17 protein-coding genes and 1 pseudogene are annotated in these 16,226 nt (G+C 72.1%); 9 read left to right on the top strand and 9 right to left on the bottom strand.

Annotated elements, in window-relative coordinates:
* Nucleotides 1-26 precede the first annotated feature (26 nt).
* Nucleotides 27-1,088 carry a Strvi_7410 family MBL fold metallo-hydrolase gene (locus tag AB0K36_RS20900; RefSeq protein ID WP_364596428.1) on the bottom strand — a complete coding sequence of 354 codons (1,062 nt, stop codon included), beginning with the start codon at nt 1,086-1,088 and terminating at the stop codon, nt 27-29.
* Nucleotides 1,089-1,168: 80 nt separating this feature from the next.
* On the opposite strand from AB0K36_RS20900, the gene AB0K36_RS20895 reads away from it, so the two are divergent.
* Both AB0K36_RS20895 and AB0K36_RS20890 read left to right on the top strand, forming a co-directional pair.
* A complete protein-coding gene (locus AB0K36_RS20895; protein ID WP_364596425.1) occupies nt 1,169-2,629 on the top strand; it encodes an aldehyde dehydrogenase in 1,461 nt (486 codons plus the stop codon).
* On the top strand, nt 2,629-2,862 hold the full coding sequence (locus tag AB0K36_RS20890) for a ferredoxin (RefSeq protein WP_364596422.1): 234 nt from the start codon (nt 2,629-2,631) through the stop codon (nt 2,860-2,862). The genes AB0K36_RS20895 and AB0K36_RS20890 overlap by 1 nt, the downstream gene beginning before the upstream one ends.
* 204 nt (nt 2,863-3,066) lie before the next feature.
* On the opposite strand, the pseudogene AB0K36_RS20885 reads toward AB0K36_RS20890, so the two are convergent.
* A pseudogene (locus tag AB0K36_RS20885) lies at nt 3,067-3,687 on the bottom strand (TetR family transcriptional regulator); the annotation flags it as partial.
* Between the two features lie 177 nt (nt 3,688-3,864).
* Between AB0K36_RS20885 and AB0K36_RS20880 the strand changes: the two are divergent.
* The 3 genes from AB0K36_RS20880 to AB0K36_RS20870 are packed head-to-tail and all read left to right on the top strand — an operon-like array spanning nt 3,865 to nt 7,042.
* Nucleotides 3,865-5,178, top strand: coding sequence for a glycosyltransferase family 4 protein (locus tag AB0K36_RS20880; RefSeq protein ID WP_364596419.1), 1,314 nt, complete (start codon nt 3,865-3,867; stop codon nt 5,176-5,178).
* A gap of 53 nt (nt 5,179-5,231) precedes the next feature.
* Nucleotides 5,232-5,966, top strand: coding sequence for a class I SAM-dependent methyltransferase (locus AB0K36_RS20875; RefSeq protein ID WP_307706178.1), 735 nt, complete (start codon nt 5,232-5,234; stop codon nt 5,964-5,966).
* Entirely contained in the window at nt 5,963-7,042 is a 1,080-nt protein-coding gene (locus tag AB0K36_RS20870; protein WP_364596416.1) for a prenyltransferase, read from the top strand. Before AB0K36_RS20875 ends, AB0K36_RS20870 begins: the two co-directional genes overlap by 4 nt.
* Before the next feature lie 224 nt (nt 7,043-7,266).
* Here AB0K36_RS20870 and AB0K36_RS20865 read toward each other — a convergent pair whose 3' ends face one another.
* Entirely contained in the window at nt 7,267-7,557 is a 291-nt protein-coding gene (locus AB0K36_RS20865) for a hypothetical protein (protein ID WP_189474006.1), read from the bottom strand.
* 107 nt (nt 7,558-7,664) lie between these two features.
* Between AB0K36_RS20865 and AB0K36_RS20860 the strand changes: the two genes are divergently transcribed.
* Nucleotides 7,665-8,234 (top strand): hypothetical protein, encoded by a 570-nt coding sequence (locus tag AB0K36_RS20860; protein ID WP_364596413.1) that lies wholly within the window; start codon nt 7,665-7,667, stop codon nt 8,232-8,234.
* 8 nt (nt 8,235-8,242) lie between these two features.
* Here AB0K36_RS20860 and AB0K36_RS20855 read toward each other — a convergent pair whose 3' ends face one another.
* The 4 genes from AB0K36_RS20855 to AB0K36_RS20840 form a co-directional block, all read right to left on the bottom strand.
* Nucleotides 8,243-9,253 carry an LLM class F420-dependent oxidoreductase gene (locus AB0K36_RS20855; protein WP_364596411.1) on the bottom strand — a complete coding sequence of 337 codons (1,011 nt, stop codon included), beginning with the start codon at nt 9,251-9,253 and terminating at the stop codon, nt 8,243-8,245.
* 105 nt (nt 9,254-9,358) lie between these two features.
* Nucleotides 9,359-10,189, bottom strand: a complete 831-nt coding sequence (locus AB0K36_RS20850) for a hypothetical protein (RefSeq protein WP_189474004.1) — start codon at nt 10,187-10,189, stop codon at nt 9,359-9,361.
* A 151-nt stretch (nt 10,190-10,340) separates the two neighbouring features.
* A complete protein-coding gene (locus tag AB0K36_RS20845; RefSeq protein WP_435877897.1) occupies nt 10,341-11,297 on the bottom strand; it encodes an N-acetylmuramoyl-L-alanine amidase in 957 nt (318 codons plus the stop codon).
* A 106-nt stretch (nt 11,298-11,403) separates the two neighbouring features.
* Nucleotides 11,404-12,057 (bottom strand): class I SAM-dependent methyltransferase, encoded by a 654-nt coding sequence (locus tag AB0K36_RS20840; protein ID WP_364596406.1) that lies wholly within the window; start codon nt 12,055-12,057, stop codon nt 11,404-11,406.
* A gap of 154 nt (nt 12,058-12,211) precedes the next feature.
* Between AB0K36_RS20840 and AB0K36_RS20835 the strand changes: the two genes are divergently transcribed.
* Nucleotides 12,212-13,045: a helix-turn-helix domain-containing protein gene (locus AB0K36_RS20835; RefSeq protein ID WP_364596404.1), complete on the top strand. Its 834-nt coding sequence runs from the start codon at nt 12,212-12,214 to the stop codon at nt 13,043-13,045.
* Entirely contained in the window at nt 13,020-13,280 is a 261-nt protein-coding gene (locus AB0K36_RS20830) for a DUF397 domain-containing protein (protein WP_364596401.1), read from the top strand. The genes AB0K36_RS20835 and AB0K36_RS20830 overlap by 26 nt, the downstream gene beginning before the upstream one ends.
* A gap of 82 nt (nt 13,281-13,362) precedes the next feature.
* On the opposite strand, the gene AB0K36_RS20825 is transcribed toward AB0K36_RS20830, so the two are convergent.
* Complete coding sequence (locus tag AB0K36_RS20825) at nt 13,363-13,803, bottom strand: DUF6069 family protein (RefSeq protein ID WP_364596398.1); 441 nt, start codon at nt 13,801-13,803, stop codon at nt 13,363-13,365.
* Between the two features lie 306 nt (nt 13,804-14,109).
* On the opposite strand from AB0K36_RS20825, the gene AB0K36_RS20820 reads away from it, so the two are divergent.
* Nucleotides 14,110-15,555, top strand: a complete 1,446-nt coding sequence (locus AB0K36_RS20820; protein ID WP_364596395.1) for an MFS transporter — start codon at nt 14,110-14,112, stop codon at nt 15,553-15,555.
* Nucleotides 15,556-15,583: 28 nt separating this feature from the next.
* Here AB0K36_RS20820 and AB0K36_RS20815 read toward each other — a convergent pair whose 3' ends face one another.
* The gene (locus AB0K36_RS20815; protein WP_364596495.1) at nt 15,584-16,216 is read right to left on the bottom strand and encodes a response regulator; all 633 of its coding nucleotides are present in this window, start codon (nt 16,214-16,216) and stop codon (nt 15,584-15,586) included.
* Nucleotides 16,217-16,226 lie beyond the last annotated feature (10 nt).

Here is a 16,226-nt window from a genome sequence, read left to right as displayed (position 1 = left end):
CGCGTACCCGGCCGGGCTCCCCGCCGTCACACCGCCACGTACCGGGCCGGCCCGCCGCCCGCCGCTACCTCCGCGCGGCCGAGCTTCACCAGCCGGCGCAGATGCGCCTCGGCCTCGGACACGGCGATGTTGCGGGAGCCGTACGGGATCTGCTCCCAGGGCCTGTTCCACTCCATCCGCTCGGCGACCTGCCACGGGGTGAGCGGCCGGGCCAGCAGCGTCAGCAGTCCGGTGAGCCGCTGCTCGTGGTGGGCGAGCAGTTCCCGTACCCGGTCCTGGGCGCCGGTGAAGGCGTGCTGGTGGGCGGGGAGCACTTCGGCGGGGGCGAGACGGCCGACGCGTTCCAGGGAGTCGAGGTAGTCGCCCAGGGGGTCGGTGACGGTGGCGTCGTCGGGGTCCTCGTACAGGCCGATGTGGGGAGTGATGCCGGGCAGCAGGTGGTCGCCGGAGAAGAGGCGGCCGTTGCCCGGACGGCCCGCCGGGTGGGCCTCCTCGAGGTGGAGGCAGACATGGCCCGGGGTGTGGCCGGGCGTCCACACGGCCCGGAGCCGGCGGCCGGCCAGGTCGAGCAGTTCGCCCGGCACGATCTCCCGGTCGGGCAGCGCCGGGCGCAGGCCGGGCAGCCCGCCCCCGCCACCGGCGGCGCGCGCGGCTCTCAGCGGTGCGATGTGCGCCTCGGGCGCCCCGGCGCGGGCAAGTTTGCCGGCGAGGTAGTCGAGCCACAGCCCCGGTTCGGCCTCGCGGGTGCGGCGCACGACGGTGGCGTCGGCGGCGTGCATCGCGATCCACGCCCCGGACGCCTCGCGGACGCGGCCGGACAGGCCGTGGTGGTCGGGGTGGTGGTGGGTGACGACGACGCCGTGGATCTCCGCGGGCGAGGTGCCGCAGGCGGCCAGCCCCGCCGAGAGCGTGTCCCATGCGGTCGGGTCGTCCCAGCCGGTGTCGACGAGGACCGGACCCCGGTCGGTGTCGAGGAGGTGGACCAGCGTGTGGCCGAGCGGGTTGTCCGGGATGGGGACGCGCAGGGAGCGGACGCCGCCGCCGTGGTCGGTCACATGCCCAGCCGCTGCCTCGTCCGTCGGCGCCATGGCCATTGCCCCCTGTAACTGGAACTGATATCAGTTCTGAAACTGTGTCAGATAGTGCGCCCCGGCGGGAGGCAGCAGTCATGACCGAGCTCGTGGAACACGGAGAACTGTTCATCGGTGGCGAGTTGACGGCCCCGCTCGGCACGGAAGTGATCGAGGTGATCTCCCCGCACACCGAACAGGTCCTCGGCCGTGTCCCGCACGCCTCACGCGCCGACGTGGACCGGGCGGTGGCCGCCGCGCGCCGGGCCTTCGACGAAGGGCCCTGGCCGCGTACGACGCTCGAGGAGCGGATCGAGGTCGTCGGCCGGATCAAGGACGCCGTCGCCGTACGGCACGAGGAGATAGCGCGGTCCATCAGCGCGCAGAACGGCTCCCCCTACTCGTGGAGCGTCCTCGCCCAGGCGCTCGGCGCGATGATGGTGTGGGACTCGGCGATCTCCGTCGCCCGGGACTTCACCCACGAGGAGCGGCGCGACGGTGTCCTCGGCCCGATCCTGGTGCGGCGCGAGCCGGTGGGGGTCGTCGCGGCCGTCGTGCCGTGGAACGTCCCGCAGTTCACCGCCGCCGCCAAGCTCGCCCCGGCGCTGCTCGCGGGCTGCACCGTCGTCCTCAAGCCGTCGCCCGAGACGCCCCTCGACTCGTACATCCTCGGCGAGATCGCCCGGGAGGCCGGGCTGCCGGAGGGAGTCCTGTCGATCCTGCCGGCGGGCCGGGAGGTCAGCGAGTACCTGGTCGGGCACAAGGGCGTCGACAAGGTCTCCTTCACCGGCTCCGTCGAGGCCGGCCGCCGGGTCATGGAGGTCGCCTCGCGCAACCTCACCCGCGTCACCCTCGAACTCGGCGGCAAGTCGGCGGCCGTGATCCTGCCCGACGCCGACCTCGCCACCGCGGTCGCCGGGATCGTCCCGGCCGCCTGGATGAACAACGGCCAGGCCTGCGTGGCCCAGACCCGCATCCTCGCGCCGCGCAGCCGCTACGACGAGATCGCGGAGGCGTTCGCCGCCGCGGCCTCCGCGCTCGTCGTCGGCGACCCCCTCGACCCGGCCACCCAGGTCGGCCCGCTGGTCGCGGAGCGCCAGCAGCGGCGCTCCCTGAACTACATACGCGTCGGCCAGGAGGAGGGCGCCAAGATCCTGTGCGGCGGCGGCCGTCCGGCCGGGCAGGAGCGCGGCTGGTACGTGGAGCCGACCCTCTTCGGCGGCGTCGACAACTCCATGCGCATCGCCCGCGAGGAGATCTTCGGCCCGGTCATCTGCCTGCTGCCGTACGGCGACGAGGACGAGGCCGCCGCGATCGCGAACGACTCCGACTACGGCCTCAGCGGCAGTGTGTGGACGTCCGACGTCGAGCACGGCATCGACTTCGCACGGCGGGTAAGGACCGGCACCTACAACGTCAACACCTTCAGTCTTGACATGCTCGGCCCCTTCGGCGGCTACAAGAACAGCGGCGTGGGGCGGGAGTTCGGCCCCGAGGGCTACGGCGCGTTCCTCGAGCACAAGATGATCCACCTGCCCGCCGGACACGGGAGCCACTGATGGGGGACCGCTGGCGCGTCGAGGTGGACCGCACCCTGTGCATCGGCTCGGGCATGTGCGTCGGCCACGCCCCGGACGGCTTCGACCTCGACGCGGCGCGCCAGTCGCACGCGCGCGCCACCACGTCCGACGCCGACGAGAAGCTCCTCGCGGCCGCGGAGAACTGCCCGGTGGAGGCCATCACGCTCACCGCGGCGGACAGCGGCGAGCCCGTCTTCCCACCGGAGGAGTAACCGCTGCGCCCGGAGATCCGCAGGGTCCTAGCCCGTGCCGCGCCGGGCCTTCGGCGCCGCACGGCCCGGCGTCGCACGACCTGGCGTCGCACGGCCCGGCGTCGTGTCGGGCGTCGACCGGTCCGGCACCGTGTCGGGCGTCGACCGGTCCGGCACCGTGTCCGGTGTCCCACGGCCCGGTGTCCCACGGCCCGGTGCCCCATGGTCCGTTGCGGCGTCGGGCGACGTCAGGTCGATCAGCCGGCAGACCGTCTCGATGTCGATCTTCACCTGGGCGATCGAGGCGCGTCCCGACAGCCAGGTGATCAGCGCCGAGTGCCAGGTGTGCTCGATGACACGGACGGCGGAGAGCTGCTCCGGCGTCGGGTGCTCGATCCCCATCGCGTCCAGGATGATCGCCGTCGTCTGCCGCGAGACGGTGTCCACCTCGGGGCTCACACTGCGGTCCGCGAAGGTCAGCGCCCGCACCATCGCGTCCGCGAGGTGCGGCTCGCGCTGGAGCGCCCGGAAGGCCCGCATCAGCGTCTCCGCGACCCGCTCGGAGGGGCTCTCCCCGCCCGGCGGGCGCTTGCGCAGCGTCGTGTGCATCTGCTGGAGCTGGTCCTGCATGGTCGCGACCAGCAGATGGATCTTGGAAGGGAAGTAGCGGTACAGCGTGCCGAGCGCGACGCTCGACGACTCGGCGACCTCCCGCATCTGCACCGCGTCGAACCCGCCGCGGCTCGCGAGCCGGGCGCTCGCGTGCAGGATGCGGCGGCGGCGCGCCTCCTGCCGTTCGGTGAGCGGCGGCGTCGCGGGCATCGTCGGCCTTCCTTGCGCTGTCATAGTCCCGGTGTCCGTTCCTTCACCCGCCCGCCGTGGCGGGAATCACCTGATCCGCCGGTCACAGTCGCGCTACCGCCCGGTAGATTCGAAGTCCCTTGAACCATCAACTCTGAAACTTGTTCTAGATTAGCGCGACCGATTAGGCTCCGCCGAAACGCAGTGAGAAGGGGGCCCCGGGTGACCGCAGAGGCCATAGAGGCCGGCCCCCGAGCGGGCACGTCAGGCACGTCCGGCAGCGGTGACGCCCCGCTGCGCATCGCCCTCCTGACGTACAAGGGGAACCCGTTCTGCGGCGGACAGGGCGTCTACGTACGCCACCTGTCGCGCGAACTCGCCCGGCTCGGCCACCGCGTCGAGGTGATCGGCGCCCAGCCCTACCCGGTCCTCGACGAAGGCGTGCCGCTCACCGAACTGCCGAGCCTCGACCTGTACCGCAGCCCCGACCCGTTCCGCACGCCCGGCCGCGGCGAGTACCGGGACTGGATCGACGCAGTCGAGGTCGCCACCATGTGGACCGGCGGCTTCCCGGAGCCGCTGACGTTCTCGCTCCGCGCCCGCCGCCACCTGCTGGCCCGGCGCGGCGAGTTCGACGTCGTCCACGACAACCAGACCCTCGGCTACGGTCTTCTCGGCGACATCGGCGCCCCGCTGGTCACGACGATCCACCATCCGATCACCGTCGACCGGCAGTTGGACCTCGACGCCGCCGAGAGCTGGCAGCGCCGCGCGTCCGTGCGCCGCTGGTACGGCTTCACCCGCATGCAGAAGCGCGTCGCCCGCCGGCTGCCCTCCGTGCTCACCGTCTCCGGCTCCTCTCAGCAGGAGATCGTCGACCACCTCGGGGTACGGCGCGACCGCGTCCACGTCGTCCACATCGGCGCCGACACGGACCTCTTCTCACCGGATCCCTCCGTCGCCGAGGTCCCCGGCCGGATCGTCACCACCTCCAGCGCCGACGTCCCCCTCAAGGGACTCGTCCACCTCGTCGAGGCGCTCGCCAAACTCCGCACCGAGAACCCGGACGCCCACCTCGTCGTCGTCGGCAAGCGCGCCGAGGACGGCCCGGTGGCGCAGCTCATCGAGCGCTACGGCCTCGACGACGCCGTCCGGTTCGTCAAGGGCATCACCGACGCCGAACTGGTCGACCTGGTGCGCAGCGCCCAGATCGCCTGCGTGCCGTCGCTGTACGAGGGCTTCTCGCTGCCCGCCGCGGAGGCCATGGCCACCGGCACACCGCTCGTCGCCACCACCGGCGGCGCGATCCCCGAGGTCGCCGGCCCCGACGGCGAGACCTGCCTGGCCGTGCCGCCCGGCGACGCGGAGGCCCTTGCCGCCGCACTGCGCCGGCTGTTCGGCGATCCGGACCTGCGGGCCCGGCTCGGCGACGCCGGACGGGCCAGGGTGCTGGCCCGCTTCACCTGGAAGCAGGCCGCGATCGGCACCGCGGAACGCTACCGCGAGGCGATCGCCGCTTCCGCGCGCACCCACTGACCCCAGCTCCACCAGGAAGACCCGAGCTCCGCCCCCAGGAAGGCAGACCCCCCGTGCTGACCGTCGACTTCTCCCGCTTTCCGCTCGCCCCGGGCGACCGAGTGCTCGATCTGGGCTGCGGCGCCGGCCGGCACGCCTTCGAGTGCTACCGGCGCGGAGCGCAGGTCGTTGCCCTCGACCAGAACGGCGAGGAGATCCGCGAGGTCGCCAAGTGGTTCGCCGCGATGAAGGAGGCCGGAGAGGCCCCCGCCGGCGCGACCGCCACCGCCATGGAGGGCGACGCCCTCAACCTGCCCTTCCCCGACGAGTCGTTCGACGTCGTCATCATCTCCGAGGTGATGGAGCACATCCCCGACGACAAGGGAGTGCTCGCCGAGATGGTCCGCGTCCTGCGGCCCGGCGGCCGCATCGCGGTCACCGTGCCGCGCTACGGCCCCGAGAAGGTCTGCTGGGCGCTCAGCGACGCCTACCACGAGGTCGAGGGCGGCCACATCCGCATCTACAAGGCCGACGAACTGCTCGCCAAGATGAAGCAGGCGGGCCTGCGACCGTACGGCACCCACCACGCCCACGCGCTGCACTCGCCGTACTGGTGGCTCAAGTGCGCCTTCGGCGTCGACAACGACAAGGCGCTGCCGGTGAAGGCGTACCACAAGCTCCTCGTCTGGGACATCATGAAGAAGCCGCTGGCCACCCGCGTCGCCGAGCAGGCTCTGAACCCGCTGATCGGCAAGAGCTTCGTGGCGTACGCGACCAAGCCGCACCTTCCCGTGGACGCCGCCAAGTGACGTTGCCAGGACGTACCGAACACCTTGTCCTGCCCGGGGTACTGAGCGCCGAGGAGGCCGTGGAGACCGTCGCGGGGATCCTCGCCGTGCAGCGCCCCGACGGCGCGATCCCCTGGTTCCGCGGTCACCACCTCGACCCGTGGGACCACACGGAAGCCGCGATGGCGCTCGACGCCGCGGGTGAGCACGACGCCGCCGCCCGCGCCTACGAGTGGCTCGCCCGGCACCAGAACGACGACGGCTCCTGGTACGCCGCCTACCACGACGGCGACCCGGCCGCCGTCACGGACCACGGCCGCGAGAGCAACTTCTGCGCCTACATCGCGGTCGGCGTGTGGCACCACTACCTGGCCACCGGCGACGAACTCTTCCTCGACCGGATGTGGCCGGTCGTGTACGCGGCCGTCGAATTCGTCCTGGGGCTCCAACAGCCCGGCGGCCAGATCGGCTGGAAGCGCGAGCCGGACGGGACGGCGGTCGACGACGCCCTCCTGACCGGCAGTTCCTCCATCCACCACGCGTTGCGCTGCGCGCTCGCCGTCGCGGAGGAACGCGAGGAGCCCCAGCCCGACTGGGAACTCGCGGCCGGCGCGCTCGCCCACGCCGTCCGCCACCATCCCGAGCGCTTCCTCGACAAGGACCGCTACTCGATGGACTGGTACTACCCCGTCCTCGGCGGCGCGGTGACCGGCGACGAGGCCAAGGCCCGCATCGAGTCGCGCTGGGACGACTTCGTCGTGCCCGGCCTGGGCGTGCGATGCGTCCTGCCGAACCCGTGGGTCACGGGCGGCGAAAGCTGCGAACTGGCGCTCGCGCTGTGGGCGGTGGGCGAGTCCGACCGCGCCCTGGAGATCCTCCAGTCCATCCAGCACCTCCGCGCGGAGGGCGGCCTGTACTGGACGGGCTACGTCTTCGAGGGCGAGCGCGCGATATGGCCCGAGGAACAGACGACATGGACGGCGGGCTCGCTGCTGCTCGCCGTGGCGGCGCTCGGTGGTGACGAGGCGACGACGGCGGTGTTCGGCGGGGAGCGTCTGCCGAAGGGGCTGGCGCCGGACTGCTGCGAGGTGGGCTGACCGGGGGCGTGACCGCTGCGCGGGCTCTGTCCCCTCCCCGCCCCTTCCCGAAACCGGGGCAAGCCCCGGGCCCCGTACCGCCCTGCGGGCGGCGTACCGCGCTTCGCGCGGTGCCCTCAATCGCCGGGCGGGCTGGAAATGCCGCTGCGCGGCATCCAGCCTCGCCGGCGTTTGAGGCGCGGGGGTGCGGGGGTGGAGCCCCCGAAACACCGCGCGCAGCGCGGTCAGCGGCGGCGCAGCGCGCCCGCCGCCGCGTGGCCGATGAAGAGGTAGACGACCGCCGCCAGCCCGTAGCCCGCCACCACCCGCGCCCATTCCTTGTCGAAGGTGAACAGGTCGTGGGACCAGCCGGCCAGCCAGCGGGCCGTCTCGCGGACGAACTCGACCAGGTCGTTGGCCCTGTTGGCGTCCAGCAGGTACATCAGGATCCACAGGCCGATGACGAAGGCCATGACGTCCGCTACGACGGCGACGACTCTCGCCACGGTGGTGGTACTGCTCGTGCGTGTTGTCATGCTCAGCGTGTTGCCGCTTGTGACTGTGTGAAACCCGTTCGGGCTCGCCCAAGTGGCGGCACCGGGGGCGCCGGGTGAGGCTCGGGGCAGTCTGCCTGGAGGTTCCCGTGTCCGTTCCCGTATCCGGATCGTCCGCCGGCCCCCTGCGTCGTGCACTGGTCGCGTCGGTCCTGTGCTGCTCCCTGCTGGGCGGCGCGGTGGCCTGTGGGGGTGACGAGGCGGACACGACGACCGCCGCCGCGACCCCCACCGGTTCGTCGACGGCGGAGAAGCAGAAGTACGCCAAGACCCGTTTCGTCGCCAACGCCGGGCTCGCGGCCGGGGCGACGTACCAGTGGATCGTGAAGCCGTACCGCGAGGGCAGGTTCAGGAAGGGCGCCGACGGACGGACGTTCGCCCTGGTGAAGGCCGGGCTGGCGGGCGCCTTCACGTACAACAGGCTCAAGGCGGCGGTGCGGAACGCCAAGGGCGACCCGCTGCTCTCGAAGGCGGTCGCGCCGCTCGACAAGGGCATCGAGAAGCTGAGGACCATGGGCGGCAAGCTGCGCGACGGCACCATCGACGAGAAGGACGTCAACAGCTTCGAGTCCGTCATCACCGATGTGAAGGACGCCGGCAAGAGCGCGGGCGCGCCCGTCAAGGACAAGGTGCCGTCCACCTCGGAACTCGGCGGCTGAGGCCACGGCTACCCGTTCAGCTCGGCCAGCACCCGCAGCGTGTGCGGGTCCGGTGCGGTGACCAGCAGGTCCGTGACCGGGCCCGTCCGCCACAGCTCCAGCCGTTCCGCGATGCGTTCACGCGGTCCGACGAGCGAGATCTCGTCCGCGAAGTCGTCGGGCACGGCGAGCACCGCCTCCTGTCTGCGGCCCGCGAGGAAGAGTTCCTGGATCCGGCGTGCCTCCGCCTCGAAGCCCATCCGAGCCATCAGGCCGGCGTGGAAGTTGCGGGTCGCGTGTCCCATGCCGCCGATGTAGAAGCCGAGCATCGCCTTCACGGGCAGCAGGCCCTCAGCGATGTCGTCGCAGACCCGCGCCCGGGCCATCGGGGCGACCATGAAGTCCGCCGGGAGGTCCGTGAGGGACGCCGCGTAGACGTCCGTCCGCAGCGGGGACCAGTAAAGGGGCAGCCACCCGTCGGCGATACGGGTCGTCTGCGCGATGTTCTTCGGCCCCTCCGCCCCCAGCAGTACGGGCAGATCCGCGCGCAGCGGGTGGGTGATGGGCCGCAGGGGCTTGCCCGTGCCGGTGCCGTCGCCGCCCGTGTAGGGGTGGCGGTGGAAGCGGCCGGCCAACTCCACCGGCCCCTCGCGGGCCAGGACTTGGCGGATCACATCGACGTACTCGCGGGTCGCGGTGAGCGGACTGGCGGGGAAGGGGCGGCCGTACCACCCCTCCACCACCTGCGGTCCCGACAGGCCCAGCCCCAGCATCATCCGGCCGCCGGAGAGATGATCGAGCGTCAGCGCGTGCATGGCGGTCGCCGTCGGCGTGCGCGCGGCCATCTGGGCCACCGCGGTGCCCAGCCGGATGCGGGACGTGTGCGCCGCGATCCACGTGAGCGGGGTGAACGCGTCCGACCCCCACGCCTCCGCCGTCCACACGGAGTCGTAGCCGAGGCGCTCGGCCTCACGGGCCAGCTCCAGCTGACCGGGGTCCGGGCCGCGGCCCCAGTAGCCGAGGGCGAGTCCGAGTCGCATACCCGTCCGTCCTTCCCCCGCCCGGAGGTCCCCTGACGGTGCGTCAGGGTACGGCAACGGCCCCCCACCCGGAAGGGCGAGGGGCCGCGCTGTGTGCGAGAGAGATCAGCCGCGCTGAATGCCCGAGGTGTCCTGCAGCACGCCACGACGGCCGTCCTGCGTCTGGGCGACCAGACCGGGACCGCGCTGCTCCACCGCCAGGTACCAGGTGCCGGGCGCCAGTTCGGCGATCGGCGTGGGCGAACCGTCCTCGCCGTACAGCGGACGGGCCACCGGCACGGCGAACCAGAACGGGGTGAAGTCCGACGGGGCGCCGCCCTGGGAGGCGTCGGCCGGGGCCGCGGCGGCCGGCTGGGCGGCGGCCTGCGGCTGCCCGCCCTGCGCACCGTAAGGCTGCGGCTGACCCGGCTGGCCGCCGTACGGCGGCTGGCCGGCGCCCGCGCCCGGGTAGCCGTAACCACCCTGCGGCTGGGGCTGCATGCCGTACGGCTGCTGGACGGCGGCCGGGCTCGGGGCGCCGACGAGCGGTGCCTTGAGAGCCGGCACCAGCGGGGTGGCGATGGCGCCGCCGGCCAGGGCGATGGTGCCCAGCAGACCGAGGATGGCGCCGGCGCCCGCGCTGTTCATGTCGATGATCGTCCAGAACATCGTCCAGAGCGCGAAGATGGTGAGCGCGACGCCGAACTGGCCGATGTCGAGCCCCGCGACCTTGCGGCCCGGCATGCTGCGGCTGAGGATCAGCAGCGCGGCGCCGATGATGCCGCCGATGTAGATGGACATCACCGTGCTCAGGGAGTCCCAGGCGTTGAAAGTGGGGCCGCAGTCGCCACCGCCGGGGCATTCGTAGCTGGTGAAGCTGAGGAACGAGGCGATGAACAGCACCACCGCTGCTCCGATCACCACGCCGTCGCCTCGAGTGAGGGAGCGGATGTTCACGTAAAGATCCTTTGTCGTCGTCTCATCATCGGGGCGGTCTTCGCTGCCGCCTGTTCGGGCGGTGTGCGCTGACGCGGAGCTCGGGGGTGACTCCCCATCGTAGAGGTGAATCTATCGTCTGCCGGTTCCGGACGTCCGCCCGGTATCGCACTCACCGTTGTAGGTAGCTGCTGATGCCGTCCGCCATTCCCTGGGCCGCCTTCTGCCGCCAGCTCGGGCTGGTGAGCAGAGCGACGTCCTCAGGATCCCGCATATTGCCGCATTCGATGAAGACCTTGGGCACGGTCGAAAGGTTCAGTCCGCCCAGATCTTTGCGCACGTCGAGGCCGGTTCCGTCACCCACGTAATTGGACGGGGAGCTTCCGGTGGCGCGCAGGAACCGGCCGGCGATGCGTTCGCCGAGTTCACGCGAAGGGCCCACGATCTTCGAGGTGTCGGCGGCGCCCGCCTTGACCCGATCGGGGAGGATCACGTGGAATCCGCGGTTGCCCACGGCCGAGCCGTCCGCATGGACCGAGATGACCGCGTCCGCCCGTGCTTCGTTGCCGAATCGTGCCCGTTCGTCGATGCACGGACCGAACGGACGATCGTCGTCCTGGGTGAATTCGACCGTTGCGCCCTGCTCTTCGAGCAGAGTGCGAAGACGACGTGAAACATCGAGGGTGAAATCCGCTTCACGGTAACCGGCGGCGGTCGCCGTGCCTGTCGTGTCGCATTCCTTGCGGTTGGTTCCGATGTCCACCTGGCGGTTGATCTCGCGGGTGTGCGAGAAGTTCCCGGGATTGTGCCCCGGGTCCACCACGACGACCTTTCCCGCGAGCGGACCGGCCTTCTTGGAAGGGGAAGGCGCGGCGGACGAGGCGGGCGGCGCGACGGTCTTCGAACCGGACGGGGGCGGAGACGGCGACGGGGCCTTGGAGCCGCCCGGTTTGCCCGCGGAGGTGGCGGACCCGGTGGGGGCGCTACCGCTCCCGGAACCGTCGGCCTGCCACGCCAGCCACCCGCCCGCACCGCCCACCACGAGCGCCGCGCCCGCGACCACGGCGACGAGACCGCGCCGGGAGGGGCGCGGCCGGGGATCACGGTGCTGGTTCTCGTCGTACGACACGGTCGCGATGCTAGCGGGCGGCGGGTCCGCCGGTCGGCCTGGTCGACGGTGTCGCACCCGACCGGACCTCCGCCACGGGCGTACGGCCCCGGTCCCGGGGCGCCCGTCAGATGCCCGGGCCGGTGCGGCGCAGGACGCGCAGCGAATCCGTGGCCGAGACCTCGGTGAACGCGCCGGACGCCAGGGCACGGAGATAGATGCGGTACGGGGCCTGTCCCGTCCACTCGTCCACCGGGTCGGGGAAGACGTCGTGGATCACCAGCAGACCGCCCTCCGCGACATGCGGGGCCCAGCCCTCGTAGTCGTTCGTCGCGTGCTCGTCGGTGTGGCCGCCGTCGATGAAGACGAGCCCCGCCTGCCCGCCCCACACCTTCGCCACCTGCGGCGACCGGCCGACGACCGCGACGACGTACTCCTCGAGACCGGCCTTGTGCAGCGTGCGGCGGAAGGTGGGCAGCGTGTCCATGAGACCCACCTCGGGGTCCACCGTCTCCGGGTCGTGGTAGTCCCAGCCCGGCTGCTGCTCCTCGCTGCCCCGGTGGTGGTCCACGGTCACGGCGACCGTGCCGGCCTCCCGCGCCGCGTCCGCCAGCAGGATCGTCGAGCGCCCGCAGTAGGTCCCCACCTCGAGCAGCGGCAGCCCGAGCGCCCCCGCCTCCGCGGCGGCCGCGTACAGGGCGAGGCCCTCGCCCACGGGCATGAAGCCCTTGGCGGCCTCGAAGGCGGCAAGGATCTCCGGCTGGGGAGTGGCGGGCGCCATGGGGGTCCTCCTGGGCGGGTCGTACGGATCAGGCCATCGTGCCCTACGCGCCGGTAGGTCCCCCGTTCGAGGTGTCCTGCGTGATTCACCTCACCCGGGTGCGCCGGGGTGCTTACGGTCGGCCGGGAGCCACAACGAACGGGGGGCCGACGCGATGGTCCACATGCGCAACCTCGACCCCGGCGCGTCGCCGCTGGACTACTACGGCGCGGAACTGCGCCGCCGCAGGGAAGCGACCGGCATGAACCAGGTCCAGTTGGGCTCGTGCATCTTCGTCACGGGCTCGCTGGTCGGCCAGATCGAGACGGCGAAGAAGGTCCCCACCCGGGACTTCAGCGAACGGGTCGACGCGGCGCTGGGCACGGACGGCATGTTCTCGCGGCTGGTCGGGCTGGTGCTACGGAGCCAACTACCGCACTGGTTCCAGGCGTACGCGGAGATGGAGGCGAAGGCGGCGTACATCTCGACGTATCAGGCGCAGTTGGTTTACGGGCTGCTGCAGACGGAGTCCTACGCGAGAGCGTTGCTCGGTGTCGACCGGCCGGATCAGGTGGACGAGCTGGTCGCTGCTCGGCTGGAACGGCAGCGGATCCTGGAGCGCGAGCAGCCGCCCGTCCTCTGGGTGGTCCTCGACGAGGGGGTCCTTCACCGAGAGGTGGGCAGCCGCGAGGTCATGCGAGCGCAACTCGCACACCTGCTGTCCTTCCATGACCGGCCATGGGTGCAGGTTCAGGTGTTGCCTTTCTCCGGTGGCCAACACACAGGAATGTTGGGGTCCTTCACGCTCCTTCGCTCCGACGACGATCCGGACCTCTTCTACACGGAGGGCTACGATGCCGGGCACATGACGGCCAACCCGCAAGTGATCCGGGAGCGTTCGGTCGGTTACGCTCGGCTGCAAGCCATGGCCCTCTCCCCCGAGGACTCGGCGGCGCTGATGTCTCGCGTAATGGAGGAACGTTATGGGCACGGGAGTGCAGTGGCGTAAGTCGTCCTACAGCGGAACCACCGGCGGCGAATGCATCGAATGCGCCCCCTTCGCGGGCGCCGCCTGGCGCAAGTCCTCGTACAGCGGCGACACCGGCGGCGACTGCGTCGAGGTCGCCGACCTCACCCCCCACGTCGCCGTCCGCGACTCCAAGAACCCCGGCGGTCCCGCCCTCACCACCACACCCGCCGCGTTCGCGACGTTCGTCGCCGCCGCCGGAGCCGGGCGGCTTTGACGGCCCTTTCCCGCGGGGAACGTGAGGCAGACGCGGACGGTCCGGTGCCGTCCCGCCGTCTCCTTCGCCACCGGACCGACCGTCAGGCACGCCTTCCGGCGACGGCCCGCCGGTCACCCCCGCGGCGACCGAGCCCGGCGATCAGCACGGCTCCCACGACGACATGCATCAGGCCCAGCCACAGGCGGGTGGAGGTGCTGATGGCGGGATCCGTCAGCGGCAGGAACGACAGCACCAGCACCAGCACGGCCGTCACGAGCCAGATCGTCCGGCCCCGCCGCGGTGCGAACCGGTCCAGGAGACCGCGCAGACCCCAGCCCGCCAGTGCGGACAGGACGCCGGCGATCAGAATCGGCGGGGCGCCGAGCTCCACCGCGCCCCGCGGTGTCAACACCTCCAGCCGGGCGCCGAGCAGCGGGTCGGCCACCAGCCATACCAGCAGCGGAGCCACGGCCGCGGCCACCACGACAGGGACCGCCGCCGACCGTTCACGCCGGACGGAAATCTCAGGAGCGATGGTCATCGCACTTCCTCCTCCTCATTGGGCACCAGCGTCACGTGCAACAGCACTTCCACGAGACGACGGGGATCAATCGGGCCACCGCGGCCGCCGCCCGCGGGCCGGTGCCCGGTGGCGGCACAACACCCACCACGGCACCCGTCCGGCCGAAGTGGGATGAGACCACCCGCGAGCCCGCGCACCCCCGCCCCCGGAAATGCCGTCGCCGCCGCCACGGAGACGAAGCCCTCCTAGGTCCCTGGTCCTGGTCCCTGCCACATGAGCCGTACATCGAAATCAGGATGTACGGACCGACCTGTCGCTGCGACCATGACAGGCATGCCCCAGGCCCCCTCGAACGCGCAGACGTCGCTCGCCCCCGCGCCCACCGCGCCCTCGCCCCGTACGTGGGCGGTGGTCCTCGCCGCGTGCGCCGGCGCCTTCCTCGTCGTGCTGGACGTGTCCGTGGTGAACGTGGCGCTGCCTTCGATGCGCGCCGACCTCGGGCTCTCGGCGACGGGGTTGCAATGGGTGCTCAACGCGTACTCGATCGCGTTCGCCGGGTTCATGCTCCTCGGCGGGCGGGCGGCGGACATATTCGGCCGCAAGCGGATGTTCATCGTCGGGCTGAGCCTGTTCACCGCCGCCTCCGTCGCGGGCGGACTCGCCCAGGAGGGCTGGCAGTTGCTCGCCGCACGCGCGGTGCAGGGGCTCGGCGCGGCCGTCCTCGCGCCGGCGACCCTGACCATCATCACCTCCGCCGTGCCGCCGGGCCCGGCGCGGACCCGCGCGATCGCCACCTGGGCGGCCGTCGGAGCCGCGGGCGGCGCGGCGGGCGGGTTCGTCGGCGGGGTACTGACCGACCTGCTGTCCTGGCGGTGGGTTCTGCTCATCAACGTCCCCGTCGGCGTGGTGGTGCTGGCCGCCGCCGTCCTGTGGCTGACGGAGAGCCGCACCGGCGGCAGCCGCAGGCTCGATCTGCCCGGCGCGGTCCTGGTGACGGGCGGTCTGGCCGCCGTCGCGTACGGCATCGTGCAGACGGAGGAGTCCGGCTGGGGCGCCGGCGGGACGCTGCTGCCGCTGCTCGGCGGGCTCACGCTGCTCGGCCTGTTCCTGGTGGTGGAGGCCAGGACGAAGGCGCCGCTCATGCCGCTGAAGCTGTTCCGGTCGCGGGCCGTGTCGGCCGCCAACGTGTCCATGCTGGTGACCGGTTCCGCGTCCTTCGCGATGTGGTTCTTCATGACGGTGTACGCCCAGAACGTGCTCGGCTACACACCGCTGGAGGCCGGCCTCGCCCTCGTCCCCAGCTCCGTCAGCGTCATCGTCGGCTCGAAACTGGCGCCGTCGCTGATGGCCAGAGGGGGCGCGCGCAACGTCGCCGTCCTCGGCACCCTGATCGCGGCGACCGGATTCGGCTGGCAGTCCACGATGACCGCCGACGGCACGTACCTCACGGCGATCGCGGGCCCCGGGATCCTGATGATGGCGGGCATCGGTCTGGCCGCCACGCCGCTCGCCGCTCTCGCCACCTCGGGCGCGGACCCCGACGACGCGGGCCTGGTCTCCGGCCTCATCAACACCTCCCGCACGATGGGCGGCGCGCTCGGCCTGTCGATCCTGTCGACGGTCGCCGCCGCGCGCTCCGGCGGCGGCACCGGGCCGGAGGACCTGACGGCCGGTTACGCGCTGGCCTTCCGTACGGGGGCGGGCGTGCTCCTCGCGGGCGCGGTGCTCATGCTGCTGTGGCTGCCGCGGCCCGCGGCGGACCGGGCATGACGACGGTGGGGCACGCCGGGTGCGGTCGTCAGAGCCAGCCCTGCTGCCGGGCGGCCCGGACGGCTTCCATGCGGTTGCGGGTGCCGGTCTTGCCGATCGCCGACGACAGGTAGTTCCGTACGGTCGACTCGGACAGGTGCAGTGTCTCCGCGATGTCGGCGACCGTCGCCCCGTCCACCGACGCGCCGAGAGCGTCCCGTTCCCGGGCCGTCAGCGGGTTCGGCCCGGCGCCGAGCGCCGCCGCGGCCAGAGCCGGATCGACGACCGTCTCGCCGGTCAGCACCCGCCGGATCGCCTGGGCCAGTTCCTCCACCGGCCCGTCCTTGACGAGGAACCCGGCGGCTCCCGCCTCCATGGCCCGCCGCAGATAGCCCGGCCTGCCGAACGTCGTGAGGATCAGCACCCGGCAGTCCGGCACCTCCCGCGCCAGGTCGGCGGCGGCGTCCAGGCCGCTGCACCCCGGGAGTTCGATGTCGAGCAGCGCCACGTCCGGCCGGGACGTGAGCGCCGCGTCCACGATCTGATCGCCGCGCCCCACCTGCGCGACCACGTCGATGTCGGCCTCCAGGCCGAGCAGCAGGGCGAGTGCGCCCCGCATCATGCCCTGGTCCTCCGCGAGAAGGACACGCACGGACTTCGCCGGTCTGTGGTCCCGCGGCATCTCGTTCACG

It is taken from the genome of Streptomyces kurssanovii, assembly GCF_040677245.1.
GTDB classification, from domain to species: domain Bacteria; phylum Actinomycetota; class Actinomycetes; order Streptomycetales; family Streptomycetaceae; genus Streptomyces; species Streptomyces kurssanovii.
The sequence above is the reverse complement of the archived record's forward strand: the minus strand, read 5'-3'. Positions and strand labels throughout refer to the sequence as shown.

Excerpts from the sequence above, each read along its gene's own strand:
- AB0K36_RS20890 (WP_364596422.1), top strand. The coding sequence starts at position 2,629 with ATGGGGGACCGCTGGCGCGTCGAGGTGGACCGCACCCTGTGCATCGGC.
- AB0K36_RS20855 (WP_364596411.1), bottom strand. The coding sequence starts at position 9,253 with ATGCGACTCGGACTCGCCCTCGGCTACTGGGGCCGCGGCCCGGACCCC.
- AB0K36_RS20895 (WP_364596425.1), top strand. The coding sequence starts at position 1,169 with ATGACCGAGCTCGTGGAACACGGAGAACTGTTCATCGGTGGCGAGTTG.
- AB0K36_RS20900 (WP_364596428.1), bottom strand. The coding sequence starts at position 1,088 with ATGGCGCCGACGGACGAGGCAGCGGCTGGGCATGTGACCGACCACGGC.
- AB0K36_RS20820 (WP_364596395.1), top strand. The coding sequence starts at position 14,110 with ATGACAGGCATGCCCCAGGCCCCCTCGAACGCGCAGACGTCGCTCGCC.
- AB0K36_RS20815 (WP_364596495.1), bottom strand. The coding sequence starts at position 16,216 with ATGCCGCGGGACCACAGACCGGCGAAGTCCGTGCGTGTCCTTCTCGCG.
- AB0K36_RS20830 (WP_364596401.1), top strand. The coding sequence starts at position 13,020 with ATGGGCACGGGAGTGCAGTGGCGTAAGTCGTCCTACAGCGGAACCACC.
- AB0K36_RS20865 (WP_189474006.1), bottom strand. The coding sequence starts at position 7,557 with ATGACAACACGCACGAGCAGTACCACCACCGTGGCGAGAGTCGTCGCC.
- AB0K36_RS20835 (WP_364596404.1), top strand. The coding sequence starts at position 12,212 with ATGGTCCACATGCGCAACCTCGACCCCGGCGCGTCGCCGCTGGACTAC.
- AB0K36_RS20840 (WP_364596406.1), bottom strand. The coding sequence starts at position 12,057 with ATGGCGCCCGCCACTCCCCAGCCGGAGATCCTTGCCGCCTTCGAGGCC.
- AB0K36_RS20825 (WP_364596398.1), bottom strand. The coding sequence starts at position 13,803 with ATGACCATCGCTCCTGAGATTTCCGTCCGGCGTGAACGGTCGGCGGCG.